Source organism: Streptomyces argenteolus (assembly GCF_042902585.1).
Taxonomy (GTDB): Bacteria; Actinomycetota; Actinomycetes; order Streptomycetales; family Streptomycetaceae; genus Streptomyces; species Streptomyces argenteolus.
The window spans coordinates 766310-791255 of sequence record NZ_JBIBEG010000001.1; the positions used below are offsets into that span (position 1 = coordinate 766310).

At 72.2% G+C, this 24946-nt stretch carries 23 protein-coding genes; 11 read left to right on the top strand and 12 right to left on the bottom strand.

Annotation, left to right across the window (positions count from 1 at the left end; all coding sequences use genetic code 11):
* Positions 1-17: 17 nt before the first annotated feature.
* Complete coding sequence (locus ACFY8O_RS03360; RefSeq protein ID WP_387898361.1) at positions 18-2246, bottom strand: transglycosylase domain-containing protein; 2229 nt, start codon at positions 2244-2246, stop codon at positions 18-20.
* 222 nt (positions 2247-2468) lie between these two features.
* On the opposite strand from ACFY8O_RS03360, the gene ACFY8O_RS03365 reads away from it, so the two are divergent.
* The 5 genes from ACFY8O_RS03365 (at position 2469) to ACFY8O_RS03385 (ending at position 7383) form a co-directional block, all read left to right on the top strand.
* The gene (locus ACFY8O_RS03365) at positions 2469-3440 is read left to right on the top strand and encodes an SPFH domain-containing protein (protein ID WP_387898364.1); all 972 of its coding nucleotides are present in this window, start codon (positions 2469-2471) and stop codon (positions 3438-3440) included.
* Positions 3437-3715 (top strand): hypothetical protein, encoded by a 279-nt coding sequence (locus ACFY8O_RS03370; RefSeq protein WP_145803619.1) that lies wholly within the window; start codon positions 3437-3439, stop codon positions 3713-3715. The genes ACFY8O_RS03365 and ACFY8O_RS03370 overlap by 4 nt, the downstream gene beginning before the upstream one ends.
* Before the next feature lie 127 nt (positions 3716-3842).
* A complete protein-coding gene (locus ACFY8O_RS03375; RefSeq protein WP_387898366.1) occupies positions 3843-4367 on the top strand; it encodes a PadR family transcriptional regulator in 525 nt (174 codons plus the stop codon).
* Positions 4364-5050 carry an ABC transporter ATP-binding protein gene (locus ACFY8O_RS03380; protein WP_145803623.1) on the top strand — a complete coding sequence of 229 codons (687 nt, stop codon included), beginning with the start codon at positions 4364-4366 and terminating at the stop codon, positions 5048-5050. The genes ACFY8O_RS03375 and ACFY8O_RS03380 overlap by 4 nt, the downstream gene beginning before the upstream one ends.
* Complete coding sequence (locus tag ACFY8O_RS03385) at positions 5047-7383, top strand: FtsX-like permease family protein (RefSeq protein WP_387898369.1); 2337 nt, start codon at positions 5047-5049, stop codon at positions 7381-7383. The genes ACFY8O_RS03380 and ACFY8O_RS03385 overlap by 4 nt, the downstream gene beginning before the upstream one ends.
* A gap of 69 nt (positions 7384-7452) precedes the next feature.
* On the opposite strand, the gene ACFY8O_RS03390 is transcribed toward ACFY8O_RS03385, so the two are convergent.
* Entirely contained in the window at positions 7453-8391 is a 939-nt protein-coding gene (locus ACFY8O_RS03390) for a hydrogen peroxide-inducible genes activator (RefSeq protein WP_387899541.1), read from the bottom strand.
* A gap of 153 nt (positions 8392-8544) precedes the next feature.
* On the opposite strand from ACFY8O_RS03390, the gene ACFY8O_RS03395 reads away from it, so the two are divergent.
* Complete coding sequence (locus ACFY8O_RS03395) at positions 8545-9099, top strand: peroxiredoxin (protein ID WP_018100933.1); 555 nt, start codon at positions 8545-8547, stop codon at positions 9097-9099.
* 11 nt (positions 9100-9110) lie between these two features.
* Positions 9111-9644 carry an alkyl hydroperoxide reductase gene (locus tag ACFY8O_RS03400; protein ID WP_073744727.1) on the top strand — a complete coding sequence of 178 codons (534 nt, stop codon included), beginning with the start codon at positions 9111-9113 and terminating at the stop codon, positions 9642-9644.
* A 154-nt stretch (positions 9645-9798) separates the two neighbouring features.
* Here the strand turns inward: ACFY8O_RS03400 and ACFY8O_RS03405 are convergent, their stop codons facing one another.
* The 4 genes from ACFY8O_RS03405 to ACFY8O_RS03420 all read right to left on the bottom strand — a co-directional run bounded on the left by ACFY8O_RS03405 (position 9799) and on the right by ACFY8O_RS03420 (position 14850).
* Positions 9799-11190, bottom strand: coding sequence for an AI-2E family transporter (locus ACFY8O_RS03405; RefSeq protein WP_145803629.1), 1392 nt, complete (start codon positions 11188-11190; stop codon positions 9799-9801).
* Positions 11191-11324: 134 nt separating this feature from the next.
* The gene (locus ACFY8O_RS03410) at positions 11325-12029 is read right to left on the bottom strand and encodes an aggregation-promoting factor C-terminal-like domain-containing protein (protein ID WP_145803631.1); all 705 of its coding nucleotides are present in this window, start codon (positions 12027-12029) and stop codon (positions 11325-11327) included.
* Positions 12030-12418: 389 nt separating this feature from the next.
* Positions 12419-13741, bottom strand: coding sequence for a PhoH family protein (locus ACFY8O_RS03415; protein ID WP_145803633.1), 1323 nt, complete (start codon positions 13739-13741; stop codon positions 12419-12421).
* Positions 13742-14088: 347 nt separating this feature from the next.
* Positions 14089-14850, bottom strand: a complete 762-nt coding sequence (locus ACFY8O_RS03420; RefSeq protein ID WP_387899544.1) for an isoprenyl transferase — start codon at positions 14848-14850, stop codon at positions 14089-14091.
* A 207-nt stretch (positions 14851-15057) separates the two neighbouring features.
* Between ACFY8O_RS03420 and mgrA the strand changes: the two genes are divergently transcribed.
* Positions 15058-16095: an L-glyceraldehyde 3-phosphate reductase gene (gene mgrA, locus ACFY8O_RS03425; protein WP_387898373.1), complete on the top strand. Its 1038-nt coding sequence runs from the start codon at positions 15058-15060 to the stop codon at positions 16093-16095.
* Between the two features lie 333 nt (positions 16096-16428).
* Positions 16429-17595, top strand: a complete 1167-nt coding sequence (locus tag ACFY8O_RS03430) for a winged helix DNA-binding domain-containing protein (protein ID WP_387898375.1) — start codon at positions 16429-16431, stop codon at positions 17593-17595.
* 183 nt (positions 17596-17778) lie between these two features.
* On the opposite strand, the gene ACFY8O_RS03435 is transcribed toward ACFY8O_RS03430, so the two are convergent.
* The 3 genes from ACFY8O_RS03435 to ACFY8O_RS03445 all read right to left on the bottom strand — a co-directional run bounded on the left by ACFY8O_RS03435 (position 17779) and on the right by ACFY8O_RS03445 (position 20064).
* Entirely contained in the window at positions 17779-18234 is a 456-nt protein-coding gene (locus ACFY8O_RS03435) for a hypothetical protein (protein ID WP_145804788.1), read from the bottom strand.
* Positions 18235-18337: 103 nt separating this feature from the next.
* On the bottom strand, positions 18338-19177 hold the full coding sequence (locus tag ACFY8O_RS03440; RefSeq protein ID WP_387898378.1) for a methyltransferase domain-containing protein: 840 nt from the start codon (positions 19175-19177) through the stop codon (positions 18338-18340).
* A 71-nt stretch (positions 19178-19248) separates the two neighbouring features.
* The gene (locus ACFY8O_RS03445) at positions 19249-20064 is read right to left on the bottom strand and encodes a prepilin peptidase (protein ID WP_387898380.1); all 816 of its coding nucleotides are present in this window, start codon (positions 20062-20064) and stop codon (positions 19249-19251) included.
* A 107-nt stretch (positions 20065-20171) separates the two neighbouring features.
* Between ACFY8O_RS03445 and ACFY8O_RS03450 the strand changes: the two genes are divergently transcribed.
* Entirely contained in the window at positions 20172-20561 is a 390-nt protein-coding gene (locus tag ACFY8O_RS03450) for a DUF192 domain-containing protein (RefSeq protein WP_387898382.1), read from the top strand.
* Positions 20562-20614: 53 nt separating this feature from the next.
* On the opposite strand, the gene ACFY8O_RS03455 is transcribed toward ACFY8O_RS03450, so the two are convergent.
* The 3 genes from ACFY8O_RS03455 to ACFY8O_RS03465 all read right to left on the bottom strand — a co-directional run bounded on the left by ACFY8O_RS03455 (position 20615) and on the right by ACFY8O_RS03465 (position 23351).
* Complete coding sequence (locus ACFY8O_RS03455; RefSeq protein ID WP_387898385.1) at positions 20615-21382, bottom strand: hypothetical protein; 768 nt, start codon at positions 21380-21382, stop codon at positions 20615-20617.
* Between the two features lie 84 nt (positions 21383-21466).
* Positions 21467-22651 carry a hypothetical protein gene (locus ACFY8O_RS03460; protein WP_387898388.1) on the bottom strand — a complete coding sequence of 395 codons (1185 nt, stop codon included), beginning with the start codon at positions 22649-22651 and terminating at the stop codon, positions 21467-21469.
* 256 nt (positions 22652-22907) lie between these two features.
* Positions 22908-23351 carry a hypothetical protein gene (locus ACFY8O_RS03465; protein WP_387898391.1) on the bottom strand — a complete coding sequence of 148 codons (444 nt, stop codon included), beginning with the start codon at positions 23349-23351 and terminating at the stop codon, positions 22908-22910.
* A gap of 272 nt (positions 23352-23623) precedes the next feature.
* On the opposite strand from ACFY8O_RS03465, the gene ACFY8O_RS03470 reads away from it, so the two are divergent.
* Positions 23624-24910: a benzoate/H(+) symporter BenE family transporter gene (locus ACFY8O_RS03470; protein ID WP_387898394.1), complete on the top strand. Its 1287-nt coding sequence runs from the start codon at positions 23624-23626 to the stop codon at positions 24908-24910.
* Positions 24911-24946: the final 36 nt, after the last annotated feature.

A 24946-nucleotide genomic window follows, 5' to 3' on the forward strand; every position in this document is an offset into this window, starting at 1 on the left:
CCGCCCCTCACCCGTCGCTACTGCCCCAGCAGATTCTCGGCGCCCGGCCGTTCGCCGGGCGGCTGGTCCCCGTCACCGGGTTCGTCCGTCGTGCTGGGAGTCGTGCTGGGCGTCCCGGAGGGGGTCTCGCTGGGCGTCTGCGCCGGCGGCGACTCCTCGCCCGGAGTCTCGCTGGGCGTCTCGGAGGGTGTCTCGGGCTCCTCGGACGGGGTCTCGGAGGGCTCCTCGGACTCGGAGGGGGTCGCCGAGGGGCTCTCGGTCACCGCCGTCTCGCCTCGCTCGACGCCTTCCAGGTCGAAGGTGGCGCTGGAGCCGCCGCCGAGCGCGCCGAGGGTGTAGTCCGCCCAGATCCTCGCGGGGAATCCACCACCGTTGGCCCGGCCGGAGTTGGCGGTGCCGGTGAGCGTGACCTGGCCTCCACCCTCCTTGGTGGACTCACCGAACAGGGCGACGACCGTCGTGAGCTCCGGGGTGTACCCGGCGAACCAGGCCGCCTTGTTGTTCTCCGACGTGCCCGTCTTGCCCGCCGCGTCGTAGGCGGAGGTGTTCGCCGCGCGGCCGGAGCCGATGTCGACGACCTCGGTCAGCGCCTTCGTCACGGTGTCCGCCGACGCCCGGCTGATCACCTGGCCACCGGTGCCGTCCACGGGCTCCATGGTGCGGTCACGGTGCACGGCGGACTTGACGATGGTCGGGGTGACCTTCTTGCCGTGGTTGTCGAGCGTGGCGTAGACGCCGGCCATGTCCCACGTCGAGGCGTTCATGGTGCCCAGGGTGATGGCGGGCCGCTCGGGGAAGTTCTTGTCCGGTACGCCGAGGCCGAGCGCCGTCTTCTTCACGGCGGCCGGGGTGACGTCGACGACCATCTGCGCGAAGACGGAGTTGATCGACTTGTCCATCGCCGTCTGGACGGTGGGGCTGTCGTAGCTGATGTCGTCCTCGTTCTGCGGGGCGAACGGGGTGTCGCTGCCGACGACCGGGCGCTTGCTGGTGCCGTCGTACACCGTGTTCAGGCCGATCAGGTCACCGTCCTGGGTCCTCGACCCGTTCTCCAGCGCGGAGGCGAGCACCAGCGGCTTGAAGGTGGAGGCGGGCTGGTAGTCCTGCCGGGTGGCGTTGGATATCCAGTGCTCGGTGGCACCTACCCCGCCGTAGAGGGCGACGACCTTGCCCGTCCTGGGGTCGACGGAGGTCGCACCGGCCTGGACGGTCGCGTCGACCTTGCTGGCCTTGCGGTCGAGCTGGTCCTCCAGCTGGGCGTCCACCGACTTCTCCAGCTGCTTCTGGCGCTTCTTGTCGATGTTGAGGGTGATCGTCCAGCCACCCGCGTCCAGCATCTCCTCGGTGACGCCCTGCCGCTCCATCTCCTCGTTGGCGGCCTCGACGAGGTAGCCGGTCTGGCCGTCCATGCCGGGGGCCGCCTTGGGCGAGTCGGGGACGGGGAAGGTCATCTTGTCCCGCTCGGCCTGGTCGAGCCAGCCCTCGTCGACCATGTTGTCCAGGGTGTAGCCCCAGCGCTCCCTGACCAGCTTCTTGCCGGTCTTCGAGGCGACCGCCCAGTCGTACTGGCTCGGAGCCTGGAGCAGCGCGGCGAGGTAGGCGCCCTGGGAGGTGTCGAGATCCTTGGCGTCGACGCCGTAGTAGGCCTGGGCGGCGGCCTGGATACCACTCGCGCCGCGCCCGTAGTACACGGTGTTGAGGTACCCGGCGAGGATGTCGTCCTTCTTCATCCGCTGGTCGACCTTGAGCGAGATCACCAGCTCCTTGAGCTTCCTGGTGACCGTCTGGTCCTGCGTGAGGTAGTAGTTCTTCACGTACTGCTGGGTGATGGTGGAGCCACCCTGCTTGCCCTTGCCGGAGAGCGTGTTGAGCAGGCCGCGTGTGGTGCCCTTCAGGTCGATGCCCTGGTCCCGGTAGAAGGACTTGTTCTCGGCGGCGACGAAGGCGTGCTGGACCTCCTTCGGCACGACACCGAGATCGACTATCTCGCGGTTGACCTCGGAGTTGCTGCGGGCCAGGAGGGTGCCGTCGCTGTACTTGTAGACGTTGCTCTGCTTCTCGGCCTGGGCGTTGGCCTCCGGCACGTCGACGTACATGTAGAGCGCCAGGAAGGCGCCCATCACCAGCAGGCACAGCCCGAAGAACGTGCCGAGGACCTTCCGCCAGGTGAAGAGCCGGCGTGTGCCGCCCCGGGCGGCCCGGCGCGCTCCCCGCCCCTGGGCTCGTCGCGCATCCGCTCGACCCATCGCTGTGGTGCTCCTGTTCTTCTGCTCGTACCACTCCGGTCAGACCTGCCAGCTAACACCGAAAGCTTGGACAAATGACAAGCGATCCGGTCTTTTCCGGACGTGAGAATCAGCACCCGGTCCTGAAGGAACCGACTCGCGAGGGATGCGCAAGGTTGCGAAACGCGTTAATGTGAAATCACATTGATAGCGCGGCACCACGCCGCAGGAAACGGGGGACCCATGTCCGCACAGCACGGCCCCGCCGGCGCCACCGAGCCCGGCGCCGACCTCACTCCGGACGCGCCGGAGATGCCCGCTCCGCAGGTCAGAGAGACGACCGCCCATTCCATCCCCGGCGGCCTGGGGCTGCTGCTGACCGTGCTCGGGGTGCTCCTCGGCGTGGCGCTGACCATCGTCGGCGGCGTGCTCGGCTCCGACGGGCACAACGGCGTCGGCATCCCGCTCGTCGTCCTCGGCCTGCTCCTGGCCGTCGCCTCCTTCTTCTGCATGAGCGGTGTGAAGATGGTCGCTCCCGGCGAGGCCCGGGTCATCCAGCTCTTCGGCCGGTACGTCGGCACGATCCGCGCGGACGGCCTGCGGTGGATCAACCCGCTGACCTCCAGCCGCAAGATCTCCACCCGTGTCCGCAACCACGAGACGGCCGTCCTGAAGGTCAACGACGCGTACGGCAACCCGATCGAGCTCGCGGCGATCGTCGTCTGGAAGGTCGAGGACACGGCGCAGGCCCTCTTCGAGGTCGACGACTTCCTGGAGTTCGTCGCCACCCAGACCGAGGCGGCCGTCCGGCACATCGCCATCGAGTACCCGTACGACGCCCACGAGGAGGACGGGCTCTCGCTGCGGGGCAACGCCGAGGAGATCACCGAGAAGCTGGCGGCGGAGCTCACCGCACGGGTGCAGGCGGCGGGCGTACGGATCATCGAGTCCCGCTTCAGCCATCTCGCCTACGCCCCCGAGATCGCCTCGGCGATGCTCCAGCGGCAGCAGGCGGGTGCGGTCGTCGCGGCCCGGCAGCAGATCGTCGAGGGCGCGGTGGGCATGGTCGAGATGGCGCTGACCCGGATCGCGGAGCAGGACATCGTCGAACTGGACTCCGAGCGCAAGGCGGCGATGGTCAGCAACCTGATGGTGGTGCTGTGCGGTGACCGTGCGGCGCAGCCGGTCCTGAACACGGGCACGCTCTACCAGTGACGGACGACGCGACCCCCTCGGGCTCCGGCGCCGGCCGGCCGGCCCGGCGCGGCCCCACCCGCAAGCAGATGCTGCTGCGGCTGGATCCGGCGGTGCACGACGCGCTGGCCCGGTGGGCGTCGGACGAACTGCGCAGCGCGAACGCGCAGATCGAGTTCCTGCTGCGGCGGGCCCTGGCGGAGGCGGGCAGGCTGCCGGGGGGCGCCGCACCGATCCCCCGCCGGGGCCGGCCGCCGAAGTCCCCTCCCGCGGACCCGCCGGAGCCGACGGAGTGAGGACGCGCCGCCGGGCCCCGGGGCGAGCACCCCGGGGCCCGGCGGGTCGCGCACCAGGACGTGGGCCCTGGTACGGGCGCCGGACCCGCATACACGCCAGGTATACACACGGTGTACAGTGCGCCGCATGTCAATCGGTCACACACTCCTCGGGCTCCTGGAGTCCGGGCCCCGCCACGGCTACGACCTCAAGCGCGCCTTCGACGAGAGGTTCGGGCACGATCGCCCCCTGCACTACGGCCAGGTCTATGCGACCATGTCGCGGCTGCTCAAGAACGGGCTCGTCGAGGTCGACGGGGTCGAGACGGACGGCGGTCCCGAGCGCAAGCGGTACGCCATCACCGACGCGGGCATCACCGATGTCTCGGCCTGGCTCGCACAGCCGGAGAAGCCCGAGCCGTACCTCCAGTCGACCCTCTACACGAAGGTCGTCCTCGCGCTGCTCACCGGCCGCGACGCCGCCGACCTGCTGGACGCCCAGCGCTCCGAGCACCTGCGCCTGATGCGCGTCCTCACCGACCGCAAGCGCAAGGGCGACCTCGCCGACCAGCTGATCTGCGACCACGCGCTCTTCCACCTCGAAGCCGACCTCCGCTGGCTGGAGCTGACCGCCGCCCGGCTCGGCAGACTCGCCGAGGTGGTCGCCCCGTGACCCCCGCCGGCTCCCTCCTCGTCGCGCAGGACCTGCACAAGGCCTACGGTTCGACGCCCGCGCTCGACGGCGCCTCCTTCTCCGTGCATCCCGGTGAGGTCGTCGCCGTCATGGGGCCGTCCGGTTCCGGCAAGTCGACACTGCTGCACTGCCTCGCCGGGATCGTCACCCCCGACTCCGGCACCGTCACCTACGCGGGACGCGAGCTGTCCACGCGGTCCGACGCCGAGCGCAGCGCCCTGCGCCGCGGCGATTTCGGCTTCGTCTTCCAGTTCGGCCAGCTCGTCCCCGAGCTGACCTGCGTGGAGAACGTCGCCCTGCCGCTCCGCCTCGCCGGCGTCCGGCGCAAGGCGGCCGAAGGCACCGCCCTGGAGTGGATGGCGCGCCTGGAGGTCGAGGACCTGGCTGCCCAGCGCCCCGGCGAGGTCTCCGGCGGTCAGGGCCAGCGCGTCGCCGTGGCCCGCGCCCTGGTGTCCTCCCCCAAGGTCGTCTTCGCGGACGAGCCGACCGGAGCGCTCGACTCCCTCAACGGCGAGCGGGTCATGGAGCTCCTCACCGAGTCCGCCCGGACGGCCGGCACGGCCGTCGTGCTCGTGACGCACGAGTCCCGGGTGGCCGCCTACTCGGACCGCGAGGTCGTCGTGCGCGACGGCCGCTGCCGTGATCTGGAGTACGCCGTATGACCTGGCTGCGCGATCTCGGCCTCGGCATACGCTTCGCCGCGGGAGGCGGACGCGAGGGCTGGGCCCGGACCGCGCTCACCGCCGTCGGGGTGGGCCTCGGCGTGGCGCTGCTGCTGGTCGCCGCCTCCGTGCCCCATCTGGTGGAGGAACGCGCCGGGCGTGACCTCGCCCGCCAGGAGAGCGCCGCCTCCTACGCGGAGAAGGCCGAGCGGTCCGACACCACCGTCCTGCGGATCAGCGCGGAGACCGAGTACAGGGGCCAGGTCGTCGGTGGCTTCCTCATGCGTCCGGAGGGCGCGCACCCGGTGACCCCGCCCGGGGTCGGGGCGCTCCCCGGCCCCGGCGAGATGGCCGCCTCCCCCGCGCTGAAGGAGCTGCTGGCCTCGCCCGAGGGCAGCCTCCTGCGGGAGCGCCTCCCGTACCGGATCACCGCGACGATCGGCGACGCGGGCCTGCTCTCCCCGGGGGAGCTGTACTTCTACGCCGGCAGCGACACCCTGACCACCGCCGCCGGCGGCCACCGGGTCGACGGCTACGGGGACAGGTCCGAGGACGAGCCGCTCCCGCCCGTCCTCGTCGTCCTGGTCATCATGATCTGCGTGGTCCTGCTGGTCCCCGTCGCCGTCTTCATCGCCACGGCCGTACGGTTCGGCGGCGACCGCCGCGACCGCCGGCTCGCCGCCCTCCGCCTGGTCGGTGCGGACATCCGCTCGACCCGCAGGATCGCGGCGGGCGAGGCCCTGTTCGGCGCCCTGCTCGGGCTGCTCGCCGGCGTGGCCTTCTTCCTCGTGGGCCGCGGGTTCAGCGGCCACGTAGAGGTGTGGAACTACAGCGTCTTCCCGTCCGACCTGACGCCCGCGCCCTGGACGGCGGTGCTGATCGCCGTCGCGGTGCCGCTGTGCGCCGTGCTGGTGACCCTGGTCGCGATGCGCGCGGTGGTCGTCGAACCGCTGGGCGTCGTGCGCGACACGGGCCGCCGGAGGCGCCGCCTGTGGTGGCGCCTGCTGGTGCCGGCCCTGGGACTGGCCGTGCTCGGCGTGACCGGCAGGGTGGGCGAGGGCGACGTCACCGACCCGTACCCCCTCGCGGCCGGCGCCGTCCTGGTCCTCCTCGGGCTCGCCCTGGTGCTGCCCTGGCTGGTCGAGGCGTGCGTCCGCCCGCTGCGGGGCGGCCCGCTGCCCTGGCAGCTCGCCGTCCGCCGGCTCCAGCTCAACAGTGGCGCCGCCTCCCGCGCGGTCAGCGGGATCGCCGTCGCGGTGGCGGGCGCCGTGGCCCTTCAGATGCTGTTCGCGGCGGTGGGCGACGAGTTCACGCACCTGACGGGCCAGGACCCCTCGCGCGCCCAGTTCCACACCTTCTCGGAGCAGGTCAGCGGGGACGCCGCCACCCGGACCATCGAGGAGTTCCGGTCCACGAAGGGCGTGGAGGCCGTCATCGGCACGGTCGAGACGTATGTGACGAAGCCCGGGACGTACGAGGAGGACGAGGTCACCCCGACCACCTCGCTCAGCATCGGCGACTGCGCGACCCTGAAGGAGCTGGCCGAGATCGGCTCCTGCGCGGACGGCGACGTCTTCGTCGTCCACCCCAGGGGCGACAAGGAGATGAGCGACTGGGTCGACGAGACGGCGCGCAAGGGCCGGGAGGTCGAGCTCGACTCCGGTGCCGAGCTGCCGCCGGGCGGCACGAGGCGGCTCTGGACCCTGCCCGCGGACGCCCGGACCGTCACCGCCGCGCCCGACCCGCTCGGTGAGGCCCACTGGGGCATCATGGCGACGATCGGAGCCGTCGACCCGCGCACGCTGCCGCACGCCCGGACCGTCGCGCAGATCAAGGTCGACGAGGACGTCGAGGACGTCGGCGAGTACGTGCGGAACACCGCCGCCAGGATCGATCCGGGCATGCGGGTCGCCGCGTTGACGTCGATGACACGCGACCGCCAGTACGCCAGCGTGCAGACGGGGCTGCGGTTCGGCGCGCTGCTGACGCTGCTGCTGATGGCCGCGTCGATGCTGGTGTCCCAGCTGGAGCAGCTCCGGGAGCGCAGGCGGCTGCTGTCGGTCCTGGTCGCCTTCGGCACCAGGCGCGTCACGCTCGGCTGGTCGGTGCTCTGGCTGACGGCCGTCCCCGTGGCCGTCAGCCTCGTGGTCGCGGTGGCGGGTGGCGTCGCGCTCGGAGCCGTCATGACCTGGATGATGGCCAAGACGGTCACGCGGTGGTGGGTGTTCCTGCCACTGGCCGGGGCGGGCGGGGCCCTCGTCGTGGTCGTGACCCTGCTCTCGCTGCCGCTGCTGTGGCGCATGATGCGCCCGGACGGCCTGCGCACGGAGTGACGGCCCAGGGGGTGGGCCCGGCGGCGTACGGGCCCACCCCTCCGCGTGCGGCGCCGGCGCGGTGCGCGCTCACCCCTGCGCGTACAACCGCACCGGCAGCGTCGCCAGCGCGCCCCGCAGCGCGGTCGCGAGCTCCTCGAACTCCTCGTGCCGCGCCGAGCCCGTCCGCACCGCCAGCGCCACGCGCCGGGACGGTGCGGGGTCGCTGAAGCAGCCTGTGGACAGGGCCTCGTTGCGACCGGTCTCCACCGTCACCGCCGTGCGCGGCAGCAGGGTCACCCCGAGCCCGCCCGCGACGAGCTGCACCAGGGTGGAGAGCCCGGCGGCGGTCGTCGTCACCGGGGCGCCCTGCGTGCGCCCCGCCTCCCGGCAGATGTCCAGCGCCTGGTCGCGCAGGCAGTGCCCCTCGTCGAGCAGCAGCAGCGGCAGATCGCGCAGCGCCTCGCGCGGCAGGCCGGTGGCCCCGGCGAGGCGGTGCTCCTTCTCCATGACGAGCACGAAGTCCTCGTCGAACAGGGGGAGTTCCGTGACCCCGGGCACTCCGAGCGGCACGGCGAGCAGCAGCAGATCGAGGCGCCCGGCCGCGAGCCCGTCCAGCAGCGAGGAGGTCTGCTCCTCGTGGACCTGGAGGTCCAGCTCCGGGTAGCGCTCGTGGACGAGCCTGAGCACCGCGGGCAGCAGATAGGGCGCGACCGTGGGGATCACCCCGAGCCGGAGTATCCCGGTGAACGGCGCGCGCACCGCCTCGGCCTCCTCCATCAGCTCACCGAGCGCCTCCAGCACCACCCGGCTCCGCACCGCGAGCCGCTCCCCCGCGGGGGTGAGCAGCACCTTGCGCGTCGTACGCTCGATGAGCTGGACACCCAGTGCCACCTCCAGCGCGGACACCGCTCCGGAGAGTGCCGGCTGACTCATCCCGATTGCCGCCGCGGCGTCCCGGAAGTGCAGATGTTCCGCCACGGCCTCGAAGGCGCGCAGCTGCGAGAGACTGGGCTGCTTGCCCCTCATCGTCTGATTGACGTACGCCACTGATAGGCACCTCCGATCATCCGGACCAAGTGTAGCTATTTCCGTGATCAATGCACTGTGTGCCAAGGTGGGGACTGTCCAACCCCCAGGAACGCCCTCAAAAGGGGATTTCCTACGCAGCAAGGAGTGCGCGTGCTCACTGTCGGTGACAAGTTCCCCGAGTTCGACCTGACCGCTTGCGTGTCGCTGGAGAGCGGCAAGGAGTTCGAGCAGATCAACCACAAGACCTACGAGGGTCAGTGGAAGATCGTCTTCGCGTGGCCGAAGGACTTCACCTTCGTGTGCCCCACGGAGATCGCCGCCTTCGGCAAGCTGAACGACGAGTTCGCCGACCGCGACGCGCAGATCCTCGGCTTCTCCGGTGACTCCGAGTTCGTGCACCACGCCTGGCGCAAGGACCACCCGGACCTGACCGACCTGCCCTTCCCGATGCTGGCCGACTCGAAGCACGAGCTCATGCGTGACCTCGGCATCGAGGGCGAGGACGGCTTCGCCCAGCGCGCCGTCTTCATCGTCGACCAGAACAACGAGATCCAGTTCACGATGGTGACCGCCGGTTCCGTGGGCCGTAACCCCAAGGAGGTCCTGCGGGTCCTCGACGCCCTGCAGACCGACGAGCTGTGCCCCTGCAACTGGACCAAGGGCGAGAACACCCTCGACCCGGTCGCCCTCCTCTCGGGCGAGTGAGCTGATACCCCATGGCACTCGATGAACTGAAGTCCGCCATACCGGACTTCGCCAAGGACCTGAAGCTGAACCTCGGTTCGGTCATCGGCAACAGCGAGCTCCCCCAGCAGCAGCTGTGGGGCACCGTCCTGGCCTGCGCGATCGCCTCGCGCTCGCCGAAGGTGCTGCGCGAGCTGGAGCCGGAGGCCAAGGCCAACCTCTCCGCCGAGGCGTACACCGCGGCGAAGTCGGCAGCGGCGATCATGGCGATGAACAACGTCTTCTACCGCACCCGGCACCTGCTGTCGGACCCCGAGTACGGGAACCTCCGTGCCGGCCTGCGGATGAACGTCATCGGCAAGCCTGGCGTGGAGAAGGTCGACTTCGAGCTGTGGTCGCTCGCCGTCTCCGCCATCAACGGCTGCGGCCAGTGCCTGGACTCGCACGAGCAGGTGCTGCGCAAGGCCGGCGTGGACCGTGAGACCATCCAGGAAGCCGTCAAGATCGCTTCGGTGATCCAGGCGGTCGGCGTGACCCTCGAAGCCGAGGCCGTGCTCGCCGAGTAGCAGCCCGCAGTACCTTTGTACGAGAAGGGCCCCGAGGACGACCGACCGTCCCCGGGGCCCTTTCCCGTGTGCCCTTCCGCTCCGCTCCCCCGGGCCGCCGCTCACGACCCCCCGGCGGAGCCTTGGTGCCGCTCGGCTCGGAACCTCCGCCGGGTCACGTCCCGGGTCCGGCCTCCGGTTCCGGCCGGTCCCGGCTTTCCGCCGGCTCGTCGGCCGGGCGCGGAGGCGCCGTGGGCGGCACGGCCGAGAGGGCCGTGGCGCCGTGCGGGCCGGGGCCGTGGAGGTTGGACGAGCCGTGCTGCCCGTACGAGCGCAGATAGCCGACGACCGTGTTGGTCACCGCGACCAGCGGTACGGCGACCACCGCGCCGCCGATGCCCGCCACCATGCCGCCCGCGGCGACGGAGAGGACGACCGCCAGCGGATGGACGCGCACGGCCCTGCCGAGGATGAACGGCTGGAGGATGTGGCCCTCGATCTGCTGCACCGCGAGCACGACGATCAGCACCATCAGCGCGGTGAACACGCCCTGGGTGACGAGCGCGACGACCACGGCGAGGGCGCCGGAGATCACGGCGCCGACCAGCGGGATGAAGGCGAAGAGGAAGATGAACACGGCGAGGGGGACCGCCATCGGCACGTCGAGGAAGTAGATCCCCAGCCCGATGAAGATCGCGTCGATCAGGGCGACGATCACCGTGCCCCGCACGTAGGCGGTCAGCGTCCGCCACGCGCGCGGCCCGGCTCCCGCGACGCCCGGACGGGCCTGCGAGGGCACCAGCTTGAGGACCCACAGCCAGATCCGCTTGCCGTCGTACAGCAGGAAGAGCGTCGAGAACATCGCAAGCAGCAGCCCGGTGAGCACCTCCACCATCACCGTGACGCCCTGGAGCCCGGCGGAGGTGATCTCCTCGGTGTTGGTGCCGATGGTGTCGCTGAGGTTCTTCGCGATGTCGTTGATCTGCGACTCGGTGACGTGGAACGGGCTGTCCAGGAGCCAGCGCTTCAGCTCGTCGATGCCGTCGCGTACCCGGTCGGAGAGCGTGTCCAGATTGTCCATCACCTGCCATACGACGAACCAGCCGACCAGGCCCATGACGACGAACCCGAGCACCGCGGTGACCGCGGTCGCCAGCCCGCGCGGCAGCCCCAGCCTCCTCAGCCGCACGACCGTCGGCTGGAGCATCGCCGTCACCAGCATCGCGGCGGCGAAGGCGAGGACGACCAGCTGTACGGCGCTGATGATCCGCATCAGCACCCAGAGGGTGCCCGCCAGGACCAGCAGCCGCCATCCGGCCTCGGCCGCGACGCGCATCCCCCAGGGGATCGCGGCCACCGGTTCGGGCCGCGCGGCGACCGAGGGGGCGTAGGAGGGCGGGGCCGGCACCCGCTCGGCGACGACGGTGGACAGCGTCGAGGAGGACACGTCCTTGGCCGCGTCGGCGTCGGCACGGCGCTCGTCCTCGGCGCGCCGTTCTTCCAGGCGCGCCCCGATCTCGGTGAGTTCGGCGCCCAGCCGACCGAGCCACCCCGGAAGTTTTGACATGGATTTTTTCCTTCCCCCATCCGCTCCCCGCACGCCCCCGGAGCTTTCCGGGTCCGACCGTACACGCGGGAAGCCCCGCACCGTAGGAGACGGTGCGGGGCTTCCCGGAGTTGAGAGCGGAACCTCGCGGGGTCCTAGTACCAGTGGTTGGCCTGCCAGAACGACCAGGCGGCGCACGGGCTGCCGTAGCGGTCGCTGTTCATGTAGCTGAGGCCCCACTTGATCTGGGTGGCCGGGTTGGTCTGCCAGTCCGCACCCGCCGACGCCATCTTGGAGCCGGGCAGCGCCTGCATGATGCCGTAGGCGCCGGAGGACGGGTTGGTCGCCTTGTAGTTCCAGCCCGACTCGCGCTCCACGATGTTGCTGAAGCACTGGAACTGGTCGGCCGGCATCATGGCCCGCGCCATGGCCTGGACCTCGGCGACGCTGTAGGAGCTCTGGGCCGAGAACGTGGAGGCGTCGCGGACGGAGCTGCGGCTCGCGCGCTCGGCCTCTTCCTTGGCCTCGCGCTCCGCCTCCAGCTTGTCCTCGGCCGCCTGCTTCTTCGACTTGGCGTCCTTGGCGGCCTGGATGCGGGCCGTCTCCTCGGCCGACTTCTTCGCCGCCGCGTCGGCCGCGGATGCCTGGGCATCGGCCTGCTGCGTCAGTGAAGCGGTCTGCACCTGGGCCTGCTGGCCCGCGGGGATGTCTGCGAGCAGCGTGGTGTCGGCTGCGGCCGCCTCGAAGTTGTTGTCGTCGACAGCGGGGGTGCTGCCCGACGCAACGCCTACGACGGCGCCTACGGTGGTGACCGCGGTGGCAGATGCCACGGCGAACCCCCGGACCGAGATCCGGCTCACACGGTGTCCTTCCAGCATCGCCCGCTTAGGTGACCTCGCGGGCGCAATCGTGCCCCTGACACTGGCCTCCCTACTGCATGGGTCACGGGAGGCACGGGCCCGGTGGGCGGCTTCCTCGCGGAAGCGCCGCGTGGTGCTCGCGGGCGGCATACGGACGGCGATTGTTGAGTTGTGTGGTGCGGGGCGCCTTCGGAGGTGCCCGAGTGCCGTATGCGGGGCCTGACGGAAGCAAGACTCTGCCGGACGGACACGGCCTGTTGCAATTCTGTGTTGCGTGTGAAAGCTCACACCCCGTTTGGCGCACAACATTTTCGGAAATGACGGCGCGACACGATGCCGCCCGGCTAAGCTCCTTGGCTCGCCGGGCGGCATCTATCGGATGTTCAGGGTCAGATGTGGCCGTCCTCCAGCATTTCGGTCACGAGAGCGGCGATCTGCGAGCGCTCCGACCGGGTCAGGGTGACGTGCGCGAAGAGCGGATGCCCCTTCAGCTTCTCGACCACGGCGACGACTCCGTCGTACCGGCCGACCCTGAGGTTGTCCCGCTGTGCCACGTCGTGCGTGAGCACGACCCGCGAATTCGCCCCGATCCGGGACAACACGGTCAGCAGGACGTTCCGCTCCAGGGACTGGGCCTCGTCCACGATCACGAACGCGTCGTGGAGCGAGCGGCCCCGGATGTGGGTGAGCGGCAGGACCTCCAGCATCCCGCGCCCCAGCACCTCTTCGATGACCTCGCGCCCCGCGACGGCCGACAGGGTGTCGAAGACCGCCTGCGCCCAGGGGCTCATCTTCTCGGCCTCGCTGCCGGGGAGATAGCCGAGCTCCTGCCCGCCGACCGCGTACAACGGCCGGAAGACCATCACCTTCTTGTGCTGACGGCGCTCCAGCACCGCTTCCAGGCCCGCGCAGAGCGCGAGGGCCGACTTGCCGGTGCCCGCCCGGCCTCCCATGGACACGATCCCGACGTCCGGGTCGAGGAGCAGGTCGAGCGCGATGCGCTGCTCGGCGCTGCGGCCGTGGATGCCGAAGGCCTCCCGGTCCCCGCGTACGAGACGGACGTTGCCCTCGGCCGTGACCCTGCCGAGCGCCTTGCCGCGCTCGGACTGGAGGACCAGCCCGGTGTGCACGGGGTACTCGGCCGCCTCGGGGACGTACAGGGTCTCCTCGGCGAAGAGGAGGTCGACCTGTTCGGCCGCGAGGGAGAGCTCCGACATCCCGGTCCAGCCGGAGTCGGTGATGGCGAGTTCGGCACGGTACTCCTCGGCCAGGAGGCCGACCGAGGACGCCTTGATCCGGAGCGGCAGGTCCTTGGAGACGACCGTGACGTCGTACCCCTCGGCCTGGAGATTGCGCGCGACCGCGAGAATCCGTGAGTCGTTGTCCCCCAACCGGTAGCCGGCGGGCAGTACGCCGGGGTCGGAATGGTTGAGTTCGACACGGAGCGAACCGCCCAGGTCCCCGAGCGGGATCGGGGCGTCCAGCCGGCCGTACCGGACGCGGAAGTCGTCCAGCAGGCGCAGGGCCTGACGGGCGAAGTATCCGAGCTCCGGGTGGTGCCGCTTGGCCTCCAGCTCCGTGACCACGACGATCGGCAGCACGACTTCGTGCTCGTCGAAGCGGGCCATGGCGTTGGGGTCGGCCAGCAGGACGCTGGTGTCGAGAACATAGGTGCGCCGGTCGGGCATGCGGCGCTTGATGCTGGTCACCACGGAAGGACGTACCCCCTCGGACGAGGTCGGGGAGTGCGACGGAGGTCGCGGAACTTCCCGAAGGGAGAGGACGGACCGGGTTCGGGCCCCGTGCGCGGGCCGAACGCCGGCCCTCCGCGTCGGCCGCACGTCGTGCGGTCCTTCGTGTGCAAAGGGCCTCCCGGGCGAGCGGGCTGGGTGCCGCTCACTTGGTTGCGACGTCCGCCTGGTTACCGACCGGACGTCGACCTGAGAGCTGTATTCCCTCGAACACGCGAAGCCATGCCCCGGCCTGCGACAAGCTGCGCCCGGCCGGCCCTCCGGCCCCTCCCCGCCCTGGCGTCCCGGACGGGTGCCCGCCCGCGCCGTCAGGCCCCGTAGCGCCGGTGACGCGCCGCGTAGTCACGCAGGGCGCGCAGGAAGTCGACCTTGCGGAACGCCGGCCAGAAGACCTCGCAGAAGTAGTACTCCGAGTGGGCGCTCTGCCAGAGCATGAAGCCCGAGAGGCGCTGCTCGCCGCTGGTGCGGATCACGAGGTCCGGGTCGGGCTGGCCACGGGTGTAGAGGTGCTCGGAGATCAGGTCCGTGGAGACGACCTCGGCGAGCTCCTCGAAGGTCGTGCCCTTGGCCGAGTGCTCCAGGAGCAGCGAGCGCACCGCGTCCGCGATCTCCTGCCGGCCGCCGTAGCCGACGGCGACGTTGACGATTATCCCGTCGATCCCGGCGGTGGCCTCCTCCGCCTCCTTGAGGACGGTCTGGGTCCGTGCGGGCAGCAGGTCGAGCGTGCCGACGTGGTGGACCCGCCAGCGCCCGTCGGCGGCCAGCTGGCGCACCGTGTTCTCGATGATGCCGAGCAGCGGGATGAGCTCGGCCTCGGGCCGGTCGAAGTTGTCCGTGGACAGCAGCCAGAGGGTGACGACCTCGACGTCGGTCTCGCTGCACCAGCCGAGCAGCTCGGAGATCTTGTCCGCCCCCGCCTGGTGCCCCTCGACGGCCGAGCCGCCGGACGCCTTCGCCCACCGCCGGTTGCCGTCGAGGATGACTCCGATGTGCTTGGGCACCTGAGCGTGATCCAGGCGGCCTTCCACCCGGCGTGCGTAGAGCCCGTACACCAGGTCGCGCAAGTTCACTGAGTTCACCCTCTCGGTTCCGTACGGGCCGAAGGCCCGCCCTCCCCCTCGACGGGGGTCCGGGGCCGCCCCCCGGGGGATCGCCGCGCGGTTCGCGCACCGCTCTCACGCGCCGCGGACCGGCAGGTCCCGAAGCGGCCACATTACTGCGGACGGGTCACGGGGGCCCAACCCGGCCTGTCACAAGTCCGTGATAAGGAGTGAAACGTGACTGATTCCCTCTCCTACCTCCCCGACGCGTCGCGCTACGACTCCATGGAGTACCGCCGTACCGGCCGCAGCGGGCTCAAGCTGCCGGCCGTCTCGCTGGGCCTCTGGCACAACTTCGGCGACGACCGCGGACTCGGTTCCCAGCGGGCGATCCTGCGCCGTGCCTTCGACCTGGGTGTGACCCACTTCGACCTGGCGAACAACTACGGCCCGCCGCCCGGCTCGGCCGAGCTGAACTTCGGCAAGCTCTTCCGCCAGGACTTCGCCCCCTACCGGGACGAGATTCTCGTCTCGACCAAGGCGGGCTACCGGATGCACCCCGGCCCGTACGGGGAATGGGGGTCCCGCAAGTACCTGCTGTCCTCGCTCGACGCCTCGCTGCGGCGGATGGGCCTCGACCACGTCGACATCTTCTACTCCCACCGCTTCGACCCGGACACGCCGCTGGAGGAGACGATGGGCGCGCTCGCCTCGGCCGTGCGCCAGGGCAAGGCGCTCTACGTGGGCGTGTCCTCCTACAACGCGGTGCAGACCGCCGAGGCGGCCCGCATCCTCCGCGAGATGGGCGTCCCCGCCCTCATCCACCAGCCGTCCTACTCGATGGTCAACCGCTGGGTGGAGTCGGACGGGCTGCTCGACGCGCTGGAGTCCGCCGGCATGGGCTGCATCTCCTTCGCGCCGCTCGCCCAGGGCCTGCTCACGGACAAGTACCTCGCGGGCATCCCCGAGGGGTCGCGCGCCAGTCAGGGCAAGTCGCTGGACCCGGAGCTGCTGTCCGGCGAGATGGTGCGCCGGCTGCGCGGGCTGAACGACATCGCCCGGGGTCGCGGACAGTCACTCGCCCAGCTGGCGCTCAACTGGGTGCTGCGCGACAGCCGGATGACGTCCGCCCTGATCGGTGCGTCGCGTGTGGAGCAGCTGGAGGAGAACGTGGCCGCACTGGCCGCGCCCGCGCTGACCGCGGCCGAGCTGGAGGAGATCGACACCTTCGCCGTGGACACCGCGAGCACCAACATCTGGGCGAACCGGGGCTGAGCCGGGCCTGCGGAGGCGCCCAGGGCCTCGCCCCAACGGGCTGCGGGGCGGGTCGGAGGAGCCTGCGGGGCGGGTTCACCGGGGCCTGTGGGGCGGGGGCTCACAGGGCCCACACATCCCCCGCACGACCCGGGCACAAAAAACGGGCCGGTCCGTGGGGGGGGGGTTACGGACCGGCCCGAGGGGGGGTTTCCACCATAACCCTTCGTAAGTGATGCTGCGTGCCACGCCACTCAACAACTACTCTCCGGATTCACCGGAATGCGCTGCGGGCACGCTCCGGCCCCTCCTACAGGACAGATTCCGTCCTGTAGGAGTCCTAGATTCCGCGTCATGACGACACGAACCCGTACGACCACGGTGACCTGGTCCCAGGCGAACGCCAGGCGGCTGGACCGCCAGTCGCTCGGCGGGAGCGGCTCGCCCGCCCTCGGCGTCACGGAGGCCGTCGCCGCGATGCTCGGGGCGCACGCACAGGTGCTGTCGGCGGCCGAGCTGGCCGTCGGGGTCCGCGCCCCCGGGGTGACGCGCGCGGAGGTGCGCTCGGCTCTGTGGACCGACCGGAGCCTGGTCAAGACGTTCGGCCCGCGCGGCACCGTGCACCTGCTGCCCGCCGCGGAGCTCCCGATGTGGACCGGGGCCCTGTCGGCGGTGCCCGGGGAGGCGGCCCGTCTCCCCGGGGACGCGCGGATGACACCCGAGCAGGTCGAGGCGGTCGTGACGGCCGTGGCCGAGGCGCTGACCGGGGCCGAACTCACCGTCGACGAGCTCTCCGACGAGGTGATCGCCCGCACGGGCCCCTGGGCGGGCGACCCGGTGATGCCCGCCTTCCAGGGGATGTGGCCCCGCTGGCGCCAGGCGCTGCACCTGGCGGGCCACCGTGGCGTCCTCCGCTACGCGCCGAACCGGGGCAGGAAGGCCACGTACACCAATCCCGGAACCGTCCCGCTGCCCGGCCCGCAGGCCACGCACGCCCTCGTCCGGCGCTATCTGCACGCGTACGGGCCCGCCACCCCCGCCCACTTCGCCAGGTGGCTCGGGGCGCCCCGTGGCTGGGCCGGGCAGCTCTTCGAGGGCCTGGCGGCGGCGGGAGCGATCGAGGAGGTCACCTTCGAGGGCGTCGGGGCGGCCTGGGTGGCGGCGGGCGACACCGCTTTCCCGCGGTCGGGGCCACGGGGCGTGCGGCTGCTCCCCTACTTCGACGCGTTCGCCATCGCCTCCATGCCCAGGGACCGGCTCTTCCCCGGTGCGGCGGGCGACCGCGCGCTGGCGGGTGGTCAGGCGGGCAACTTCCCGGTGCTGCTGGTGGACGGCACGGTCGCGGGGGTCTGGCACCAGCGCCGTTCGGGGAAGCGGATCGCGGTGACGGTGGAGCCCCTGGCCGCGCTGGGCGGGGGCCGGGTCCGGGAGCTGGAGCGGCGGGTGGCGCGGCTCGGCGAGGTGCTGGAGGGGACGGCGGAGCTGACGGTGGGGGCGGTGACGGTGGGCGGCCACGCCTGAGGGCTGTCCCGTGATCCCTGGTGGATCAGCGCGCGGCGTCGGATGCGGGGCGTCGCGAGGCGGAGGGACGTCCGCGTACGGGATGTGTCCGGGCGTTCCGGCAACGCGGCGAGGTGCCGTAGCTGTCGTGGTGCGCCCGCCAGGGATCACGGGACAGCCCCGAGGGGCCGGGGCCCCGGCGGTTCAGCCGCGTACGAAGCGGATGCCCACGGTGTCCCCGCCGTTGACGACGAAGTCGCCGTTCTCGCAGCGGATCACCGCCTCGCACACCTCGCCGTGGTCGTCGCGCAGCTCCTGGGTGCCGATGACCGTCCACACTCCGCCGTAGGGGGGCGGGGGCAGGCGGTCCAGCTGCTCGAACTGCCACTGGCCGGCCGGAACGCACCAGTCGGGGAGGCCGGGCCAGGCACCGGAGGTGATGTTCAGCGTGTGGTCGGAGGCGCAGGTCAGCAGCACGGACTGCCCGCCGTCCAGGACGAATTCGACGGCTTCCGGCTCCCCGGCGCGGCCCTCGGGGCGGTAGAACAGCCCCTGGACGGCGGTGATCCGCGCGCCCGTGAGCCAGTCGGCCTTCCCGTGACGCGGGCGGCCCACCGGCGGGCTGATCTCGTCGCCCGGCATTTCCCTTCCCACCGACATGACCTGCTCCTTCGTTGTGCGCTCGAGCACCAGGGTCGCACTACTCATGGGTAGGACGGAGGGGCAGGGGATGCCGTTGCATCCGGCTCCTGTGAATCCCGCTTCAGCGTAGGGGTGTTGACGGGTCGTCCGGTTTGCGCGCCTCGATCAGGAACCGGGAGCTGTGCGCGACGAACGGGCCCTCCGTCTCGATCAGCCGGTGGAGGGAGCGCAGTCGGGGCAGGTGGCCGGCGACGGTGAATCCCGGCACCATCCAGATGACCTTGCGCAGGAAGTGGACGACGGCACCGATGTCCCGGAACTCCACGCGCAGCCGCTCGGCGCGCAGATCCGTCACCTCAAGCCCGGCCGCCTCGGCCGCCGCCCTCGCCCGCTGCGGGTCCCGCGCTCCGCGCTCCTGCGCCGTACGCGGGCCGAGGAAGTACTCGACGAGCTCGAACACACTGGCCGGGCCGACCTGCTGGGAGAAGTAGACGCCTCCCGGCACCAGCACCCGGGCGATCTCCTCCCAGCAGGTCGTCACGGGATGGCGGCTGACGACCAGGTCGAAGGCACGGTCACCGAAGGGCAGGGGCGATTCCTCCCGCACCGCGACGACGGCGGCGCCGCGCGGGTGCAGAAGCGCGGTGGCGCGGGCGATGTTCGGCGGCCAGGACTCGGTGGCCACGGTCAGCGCCGGCAGCACGGGCACGGAGGCCAGGACCTCGCCGCCACCGGTGTCGAGGTCGAGCGCGGCGCGGGCACGCGCCATGCGGTCCGCCAGGGAGCGCGCGTAACCCCACGAGGGGCGCTCCTCGGTGGCACGGCCGTCGAACCACGAGAAGTCCCAGCCGTCGACGGGGGCGGCGTCGGCCTCCGCCACGAGGGCCTCGAACCGGGCCTCCGACGAGGCCTGGGGACGCCCTGGCGAGGAGGGGACGAGAGGGGCGGAGGGTTCGGTCATACGGAAAGGGTGTCAGCCACCCGCCGCCTCGCGCGAGCGCATATTCCGTACGTCCGTGCGCCTGGTGAGGCTCAGGCGGCGAGGCCTCCGAACAGCAGACCGACGAGCGCACCGGCGATCATGAAGGGGCCGAACGGGATGCCGGTCTTGCGGCCCGCCCGGCGCAGCAGCACCAAACCCGCCCCGTAGAGCGCGCCGAAGAGGAAACCCGCGAAGCCCCCCGCGCACAGCACCGCCCAGCCGTACCAGCCGAGGGCCACGCCCAGCGCGAGGGCGAGCTTCACGTCGCCGAAGCCCATCCCGGTGGGGTTGATCAGGAAGAGGAGGAGGTAGAAGCCTCCGAGCGCCGCCCCGCCGAGCACCGCCGAGATCCAGGACCCGCCGTGTTCGGGCAGCAGGGCCGCGCACCCCAGGAGCACGGTGGCCGCGCCCGTCAGGGGCAGCGTCAGCCGGTCGGGCAGCCGGTGCACCCGGCGGTCGATGACGGCGAGGAGCACGGCGACGGGCGCCAGCAGCAGCCAGACCACGGCCTCGGGCCGGCTCCCGGTGGCGGCGGCGAGAGCGGTGCAGGCGAGCACCGTGACGACCGGGGCGAGGACGCCGGGGGCGTAGCGGCGGCGCCCGACGGGCGGCGGGAGCACCGCAACGCCGTCCTCCGGGAGGTCCGGGGCCGCGCCGCCCTGAAGCGAGGGAACGGCCACGGCGCAGGCCGCGCACCGGCTCGTACCGAGCCAGCCCCGCGCCGGACCGGTGAACGGGTGCCCGGCCGGACAGGCGTCCCGCCAGGGCTCCCCGGGCGCGACGGAGAAGCGGTAGGCGGCGCGCGGGAGCAGCAGTCCGGCGGCGGCGCCCCAGAGCACGGCGACCGCGATGAGGGTGGCGTCCACGGCGCCGACCCTAATCCGGCCCGTACGGCGCGGTCTTGGGCCCTGGGGCCCACTGCGGGGCCGTTTCCGGACCCACAGGGCGGTCAGGGGGTCTACGGTCGGTTCCCATGGGGAAATGGCGTGACGGAAGCGGAACACTGACGGTCGGGACGGGTGCGGACGTGCGGGAGGTGCCGCTGCGGATCGCCGCCTCGTACCGTGCGCGGACGCGCGGGCTGCTCGGCGTGGACGGGGTCGACGGAGCGCTCCTGCTCACGCCGGCCGGGAGCGTGCACACCTTCCGGATGCGGTTCGCGATCGATGTGGCCTACCTGGACCGGAAGTTCAACGTGCTGGCGGTCCGCACGATGAAGCCGGGGCGCCTCGGCCTGCCCAGGCTCCGCGCCCGCCACGTGGTGGAGTCGGCGGCCGGTGAGATGGAGCGGTGGGGCCTGCGGCCGGGCACCCGGGTGCGGGTCTCCGCGGCCGTCACGGAAGTGTCGCCGCCGGCACGGTGACGGGCGCGGGCCCGGTCACGGAAGTGTCGCCGCCTGCGCGGTGACGGGCCCGGTCACGGAAGCTTCGCCGCCTGAGCCGTGACGAGCGCGGCCGGGACCTCCGGGGTGAGCGCCGTCAGGAAGTTGGCCGCGTAGAAGGTGACGACGGTGGAGCCGGTCCGCACGAGGTGGAAGACCAGCGGCACCTTCTCCCCCGACAGGCTGCCCGTCACCTGGTAGGCGAACGACTCCTGGCCGGCCCGGGGCGCGGGCAGCGTCTTGACGCTGGTGTAGGTCGAAGGCCCGTCCGCACTCGTCGTCCGGAACCCGCCCGCGCAGTCCCGCACGGCGTCCCGGACCGAGCGCAGCAGTTCCTCGGCTCCGCCCGCCGGGTGGGAGGTGAGGATCTCGGTGACGACGGTCTGGTCGTCCTCGCCCTCCTCCGTCGTGTCCATCGCCGTACGGAAGACGGTGGCCGCCGGGGCCGGTTCGGGAGAGCCGTTGATGATCGCGGTGAGCGGCCGGCAGTCCTCGTCCCGGGACTCCTCGGTGCCGCGCTCGTCGGCGCCCTCCAGCGGGGCGATCTCGTAGCCGGGGAGCTCGCCCGTGGTCAGGGCCACCTCGGCGAGCTCGGCCTCGGTGAGCGTCCTGCCGCTGCTGGGAGGCGTGGGCGACGGGCTGCCCGCGCCGGTCGTGGCGCCGGAACCAGGGTCCGGCGTCTGCGAGGCAGCGGCCTTCTTGCCGCTGCCCTTGTCGCTCCCGCCGTCGTCCGGGCCGCAGCCGGTGGCCGCCAGGCAGAGGACGAGCGCGCTCGCCGCCACGACAGTGCTCCGTACCCTCATCGCTCACCGCTCCCGACCCGCTGTGCACCGGATACGCACGCTAACAACCGGGATGCCCCGGGCGCGTGGGCCCGTGGGCCCAACTCACGGCGGTCCCGGTCCCAGCAGCGTCCACGCGCCGTACCCGGCGGAGGCGAGGGCCGCGACGGCGACGACCGCGCCGGTGCGCGCTGTCGTCCGCAGCCCCGCGAGTGCGACGGCCGGCGGCAGGAGCAGGGGGAAGGCGGGCATCATCAGCCGTGGGCGTGAGCCGAAGTAGCCGGAGCCGATGAGCGAGACGACGACGATCCCGATGCCGTACACGAGCACGGGGAGCGGCTGCCGCTGCCGCACGCACAGGACCACCAGCCATCCCAGCAGCGCCAGGGCGGCGCACAGGCCCAGGGCGGCCGGCGGGGGCAGGCCGATGACGAAGGCGGCCAGCGCCCGGCCTCCGTCGATGCTGTTGCCCCACTGGGCCTGCACCTCGAAGTAGGCGAGAGGGCTGTCCTGCCGCACGCCGACGTACACCACGTACGCCAGCCAGCCCAGCGGGGCCAGGCAGACACCCAGCAGCATGCGCGCGTGGCGCCGCAGGACCTTGCTCTCCCCCTGCCGGTACGCGCGCACGAGGACGGCGGCGGCGGTGACGGCGAGCGCCGCGATGAGCGCCGCAGCCGAGGGGCGCGTGAGTCCGGCGAGCACGCACAGCGCGCCCGCGGCGATCCAGCGGCCCTGGAGCACCGCGTACAGGGACCAGGCGGCGAGCGCGGTGAAGAGGCTCTCGGTGTAGGCCATCGACTGCACGAACGCCGTCGGGTACGCCCCCCACAGTGCGGCCAGCAGTACCCCGGCGCGCCGTCCGTGGAGCCGCGCTCCGACGGCGTGGATCCCCCAGGCGGCGGCGAGCCCCGCCAGCCAGGCGACGGCGATCCCCGCGCCTTCGGCGGTGAGGGGGCTGAGCGCGGCGATGCCGCGTTCCAGGGCGGGCAGGAGCGGGAAGAAGGCCAGGTCGGGGTGGATGGCGCCGTCGGGGAGGGTGACGGTGTACCCGTAGCCGTGTTCGGCGATCCGCTGGTACCAGACGGAGTCCCAGCGCCCGCCCAGCAGGTGCAGGGCGTCCTTCCCGGCGACCGAGGCTGCCGCCCAGAGGACGAGGAGCCCGACGGCCCGGACCGCCGCGTAGGCGCCCAGCGCGGGCGCGGCGGCGGCGAGCCGGTCCGTGACGCGGTGCCGGGCGCTGCGGGGTGCGGGCGCCGCCGGGCGGGAGCGCGTCTGCTGATCGGGCATGCGGCCGATTATCTGCCCGCCCTGGCACCGGCCACCAAACCGGGTGAGGCGCAGGGCGTCCGGTGCGGCGCGACGGGCGGGTGCGGCACGGGGCGACGGGCCGGAGGTCGGGGCGGTCAGCGGGCCGGGTGCGCCCGGAGCGGCATCGGCCGCTCAGCCGGGCGGGCGCGGTCGTCACCGAATCGGCGGGGCCCCGGTCACCGGGACGGACGGGCGGGCGGGAAGCCGGTCACCGCATCGGCGGGGCCGGGCCCGGTCACCAGGCCGGGCGGGGCGGGGGCGGCCCGCCCGCTCGCAGTACCTCGGTGTGCGGGGTGAGCCGGGTACCGAGTCCCCGGCCCACGAGCGGGGCGACGGTGCGGATCAGCTTCAGCTGCGCCGAGCGCAGGACGCGTAACGTGACGTCGTCGGCCCAGCCGGTCGTGGTGGACCACTCGTAGCCGGAGCCGACCACGTCGCTGGCGAAGGCGAGTTCGGTCGCCAGCAGGGCCCGCGCCCAGTCCAGGGGGTCCAGGGACTCCCTCTCCGCGAGGGCGCTGCGGATCGACATGCCGCGACGGCCGACGTCCTGCGCGCTGTCGAAGCCCATGGCCACGGCGAACTCCTCCGTGCACCGGGCCGGACCGCACCACTCCATCAGTCCTTGCTGGAGCAGCAGGGACTCCTCGTCGGTCATCGACAGTTGTTCAGCCGTTGGCACGCGGGTCCACCTTCCGTTGGCGGCCCGGCCCGGCGCCGTGGGGGGAGCGCCGGGACGGGCGTCGATCACTTGCTGCGGAGACGCTAAGTTCCGCGCGGCTGCCCGTCTTGGGTCCAGGGGCCCAACCACGGGCCCTTCGCCCTGCCTGAACCTGCAGCCCGCCGTCTCGGGTGCCGGACCCGGCGGAGCGGGTGCGGCACCTCGTGCGAGGGTTTCGGGCGTCCGTGCGAGCCGTACGGCGGACGTGAGCTGCGGAGGAAGGACAAGAGCGGATGGCCGGTTCATCGGTACCGACGGCGGAGGAACGCGCGGAGCGGCCTCCCTCCGGTGCGCCCGCCCCACGGCCACGGCTGGTCCGCGACCTGTCCCTCTCCGCCGTGCTCGCCGGCGTGGTCGCGGTCGTCGTGTCCTACTCCGGTCCGCTGGTCATCGTGCTCGCCGCCGCGCGGGCCGGGCATCTGGACGCCGGGCAGACCGGTTCCTGGATCTGGGCGATCTCGATCGGCAGCGGGCTGACCTGTATCGGCCTCAGCCTGCGGACCCGCATGCCGGTCGTCACCGCCTGGTCCACGCCGGGCGCCGCGCTGCTGGTCACCAGCATCGGCTCGTACGCGTACGGCGAGGTCATCGGCGCCTTCGTGGTGTCCGGCCTCGTCATCGCCCTGATCGGGGTGACCGGGATCTTCGGACGGCTGATGCGGCTCGTGCCGGGGGCGGTGGTCTCCGCGATGCTCGCGGGCATCCTCTTCTCGTTCGGCGCGGACGTCTTCACCTCGCTGGAGCACACCCCGGTCATCGCCGGATCCGTGCTGCTGGCCTATCTGCTGGGCAGGCGGTGGCTCCCGCGGTACGCCGTCCTCCTGGCGCTGGCCGCCGGTGTGGTGTGCAGCGCGGCCAGTGCGAAGCTGCACGTGCGGCTGGACCATGTGGGCCTGGTGCAGCCGGTGTTCACGGCGCCCGCCTTCTCGGTCGCCTCGCTGGTCGGCATCGCTGTCCCCCTGACGCTGGCGACGCTGGCCTCGCAGAACGCGCCCGGCATCGGTGTCCTGGCGGCGTCCGGTTACCGCCCCGACGACCGGCTGCTGGTCGGCTCCACCGGTCTGGTCTCGGCGGTGCTCGCCCCGTTCGGCTCGCACGCGGTGAACCTCGCGGCCATCACCGCCGCGATCTGCACGGGGCCGGAGGCGCACCGCGATCCCCGGCGCCGCTATGTCGCGGGGGTCGCCTGCGGTGCCGTGTACCTGGTGGTGGGGGCGTTCGGCTCCACGCTGGTGGCGTTCTTCGCCGGCCTCCCGAAGGAGCTGGTCGCCGCCCTGGCCGGAGTCGCGCTCCTCGGCGCGCTGTCGGGCGGCCTGACGGGCGCGGTGCGAGAGGAGAAGGACCGCGAGGCCGCCCTGATCACCTTCCTGGCCACGGCGTCCGGCGTCACCCTGTTCGGCATCGGCTCGGCCTTCTGGGGGCTGGTGTTCGGAGTCGCGGCGCACCTGGTGCTCAACGGCCGCCTTCGTGGGCGTACCGCTCCCTCGCCGCCGGAACCGCTGCCGCCCGCACGGGGGTGACGGGTCAGGCGTACGGACCCCGGCCGTGGCGCCCCG

Bases quoted from the DNA above. Each gene is read 5' to 3' on its own strand.
- ACFY8O_RS03360 (WP_387898361.1), bottom strand. From the start codon at position 2,246: ATGGGTCGAGCGGATGCGCGACGAGCCCAGGGGCGGGGAGCGCGCCGG.
- ACFY8O_RS03365 (WP_387898364.1), top strand. From the start codon at position 2,469: ATGTCCGCACAGCACGGCCCCGCCGGCGCCACCGAGCCCGGCGCCGAC.
- ACFY8O_RS03375 (WP_387898366.1), top strand. From the start codon at position 3,843: ATGTCAATCGGTCACACACTCCTCGGGCTCCTGGAGTCCGGGCCCCGC.
- ACFY8O_RS03385 (WP_387898369.1), top strand. From the start codon at position 5,047: ATGACCTGGCTGCGCGATCTCGGCCTCGGCATACGCTTCGCCGCGGGA.
- ACFY8O_RS03390 (WP_387899541.1), bottom strand. From the start codon at position 8,391: ATGAGGGGCAAGCAGCCCAGTCTCTCGCAGCTGCGCGCCTTCGAGGCC.
- ACFY8O_RS03400 (WP_073744727.1), top strand. From the start codon at position 9,111: ATGGCACTCGATGAACTGAAGTCCGCCATACCGGACTTCGCCAAGGAC.
- ACFY8O_RS03405 (WP_145803629.1), bottom strand. From the start codon at position 11,190: ATGTCAAAACTTCCGGGGTGGCTCGGTCGGCTGGGCGCCGAACTCACC.
- ACFY8O_RS03430 (WP_387898375.1), top strand. From the start codon at position 16,429: ATGACGACACGAACCCGTACGACCACGGTGACCTGGTCCCAGGCGAAC.
- ACFY8O_RS03435 (WP_145804788.1), bottom strand. From the start codon at position 18,234: ATGTCGGTGGGAAGGGAAATGCCGGGCGACGAGATCAGCCCGCCGGTG.
- ACFY8O_RS03440 (WP_387898378.1), bottom strand. From the start codon at position 19,177: ATGACCGAACCCTCCGCCCCTCTCGTCCCCTCCTCGCCAGGGCGTCCC.
- ACFY8O_RS03450 (WP_387898382.1), top strand. From the start codon at position 20,172: ATGGGGAAATGGCGTGACGGAAGCGGAACACTGACGGTCGGGACGGGT.
- ACFY8O_RS03455 (WP_387898385.1), bottom strand. From the start codon at position 21,382: ATGAGGGTACGGAGCACTGTCGTGGCGGCGAGCGCGCTCGTCCTCTGC.
- ACFY8O_RS03460 (WP_387898388.1), bottom strand. From the start codon at position 22,651: ATGCCCGATCAGCAGACGCGCTCCCGCCCGGCGGCGCCCGCACCCCGC.
- ACFY8O_RS03470 (WP_387898394.1), top strand. From the start codon at position 23,624: ATGGCCGGTTCATCGGTACCGACGGCGGAGGAACGCGCGGAGCGGCCT.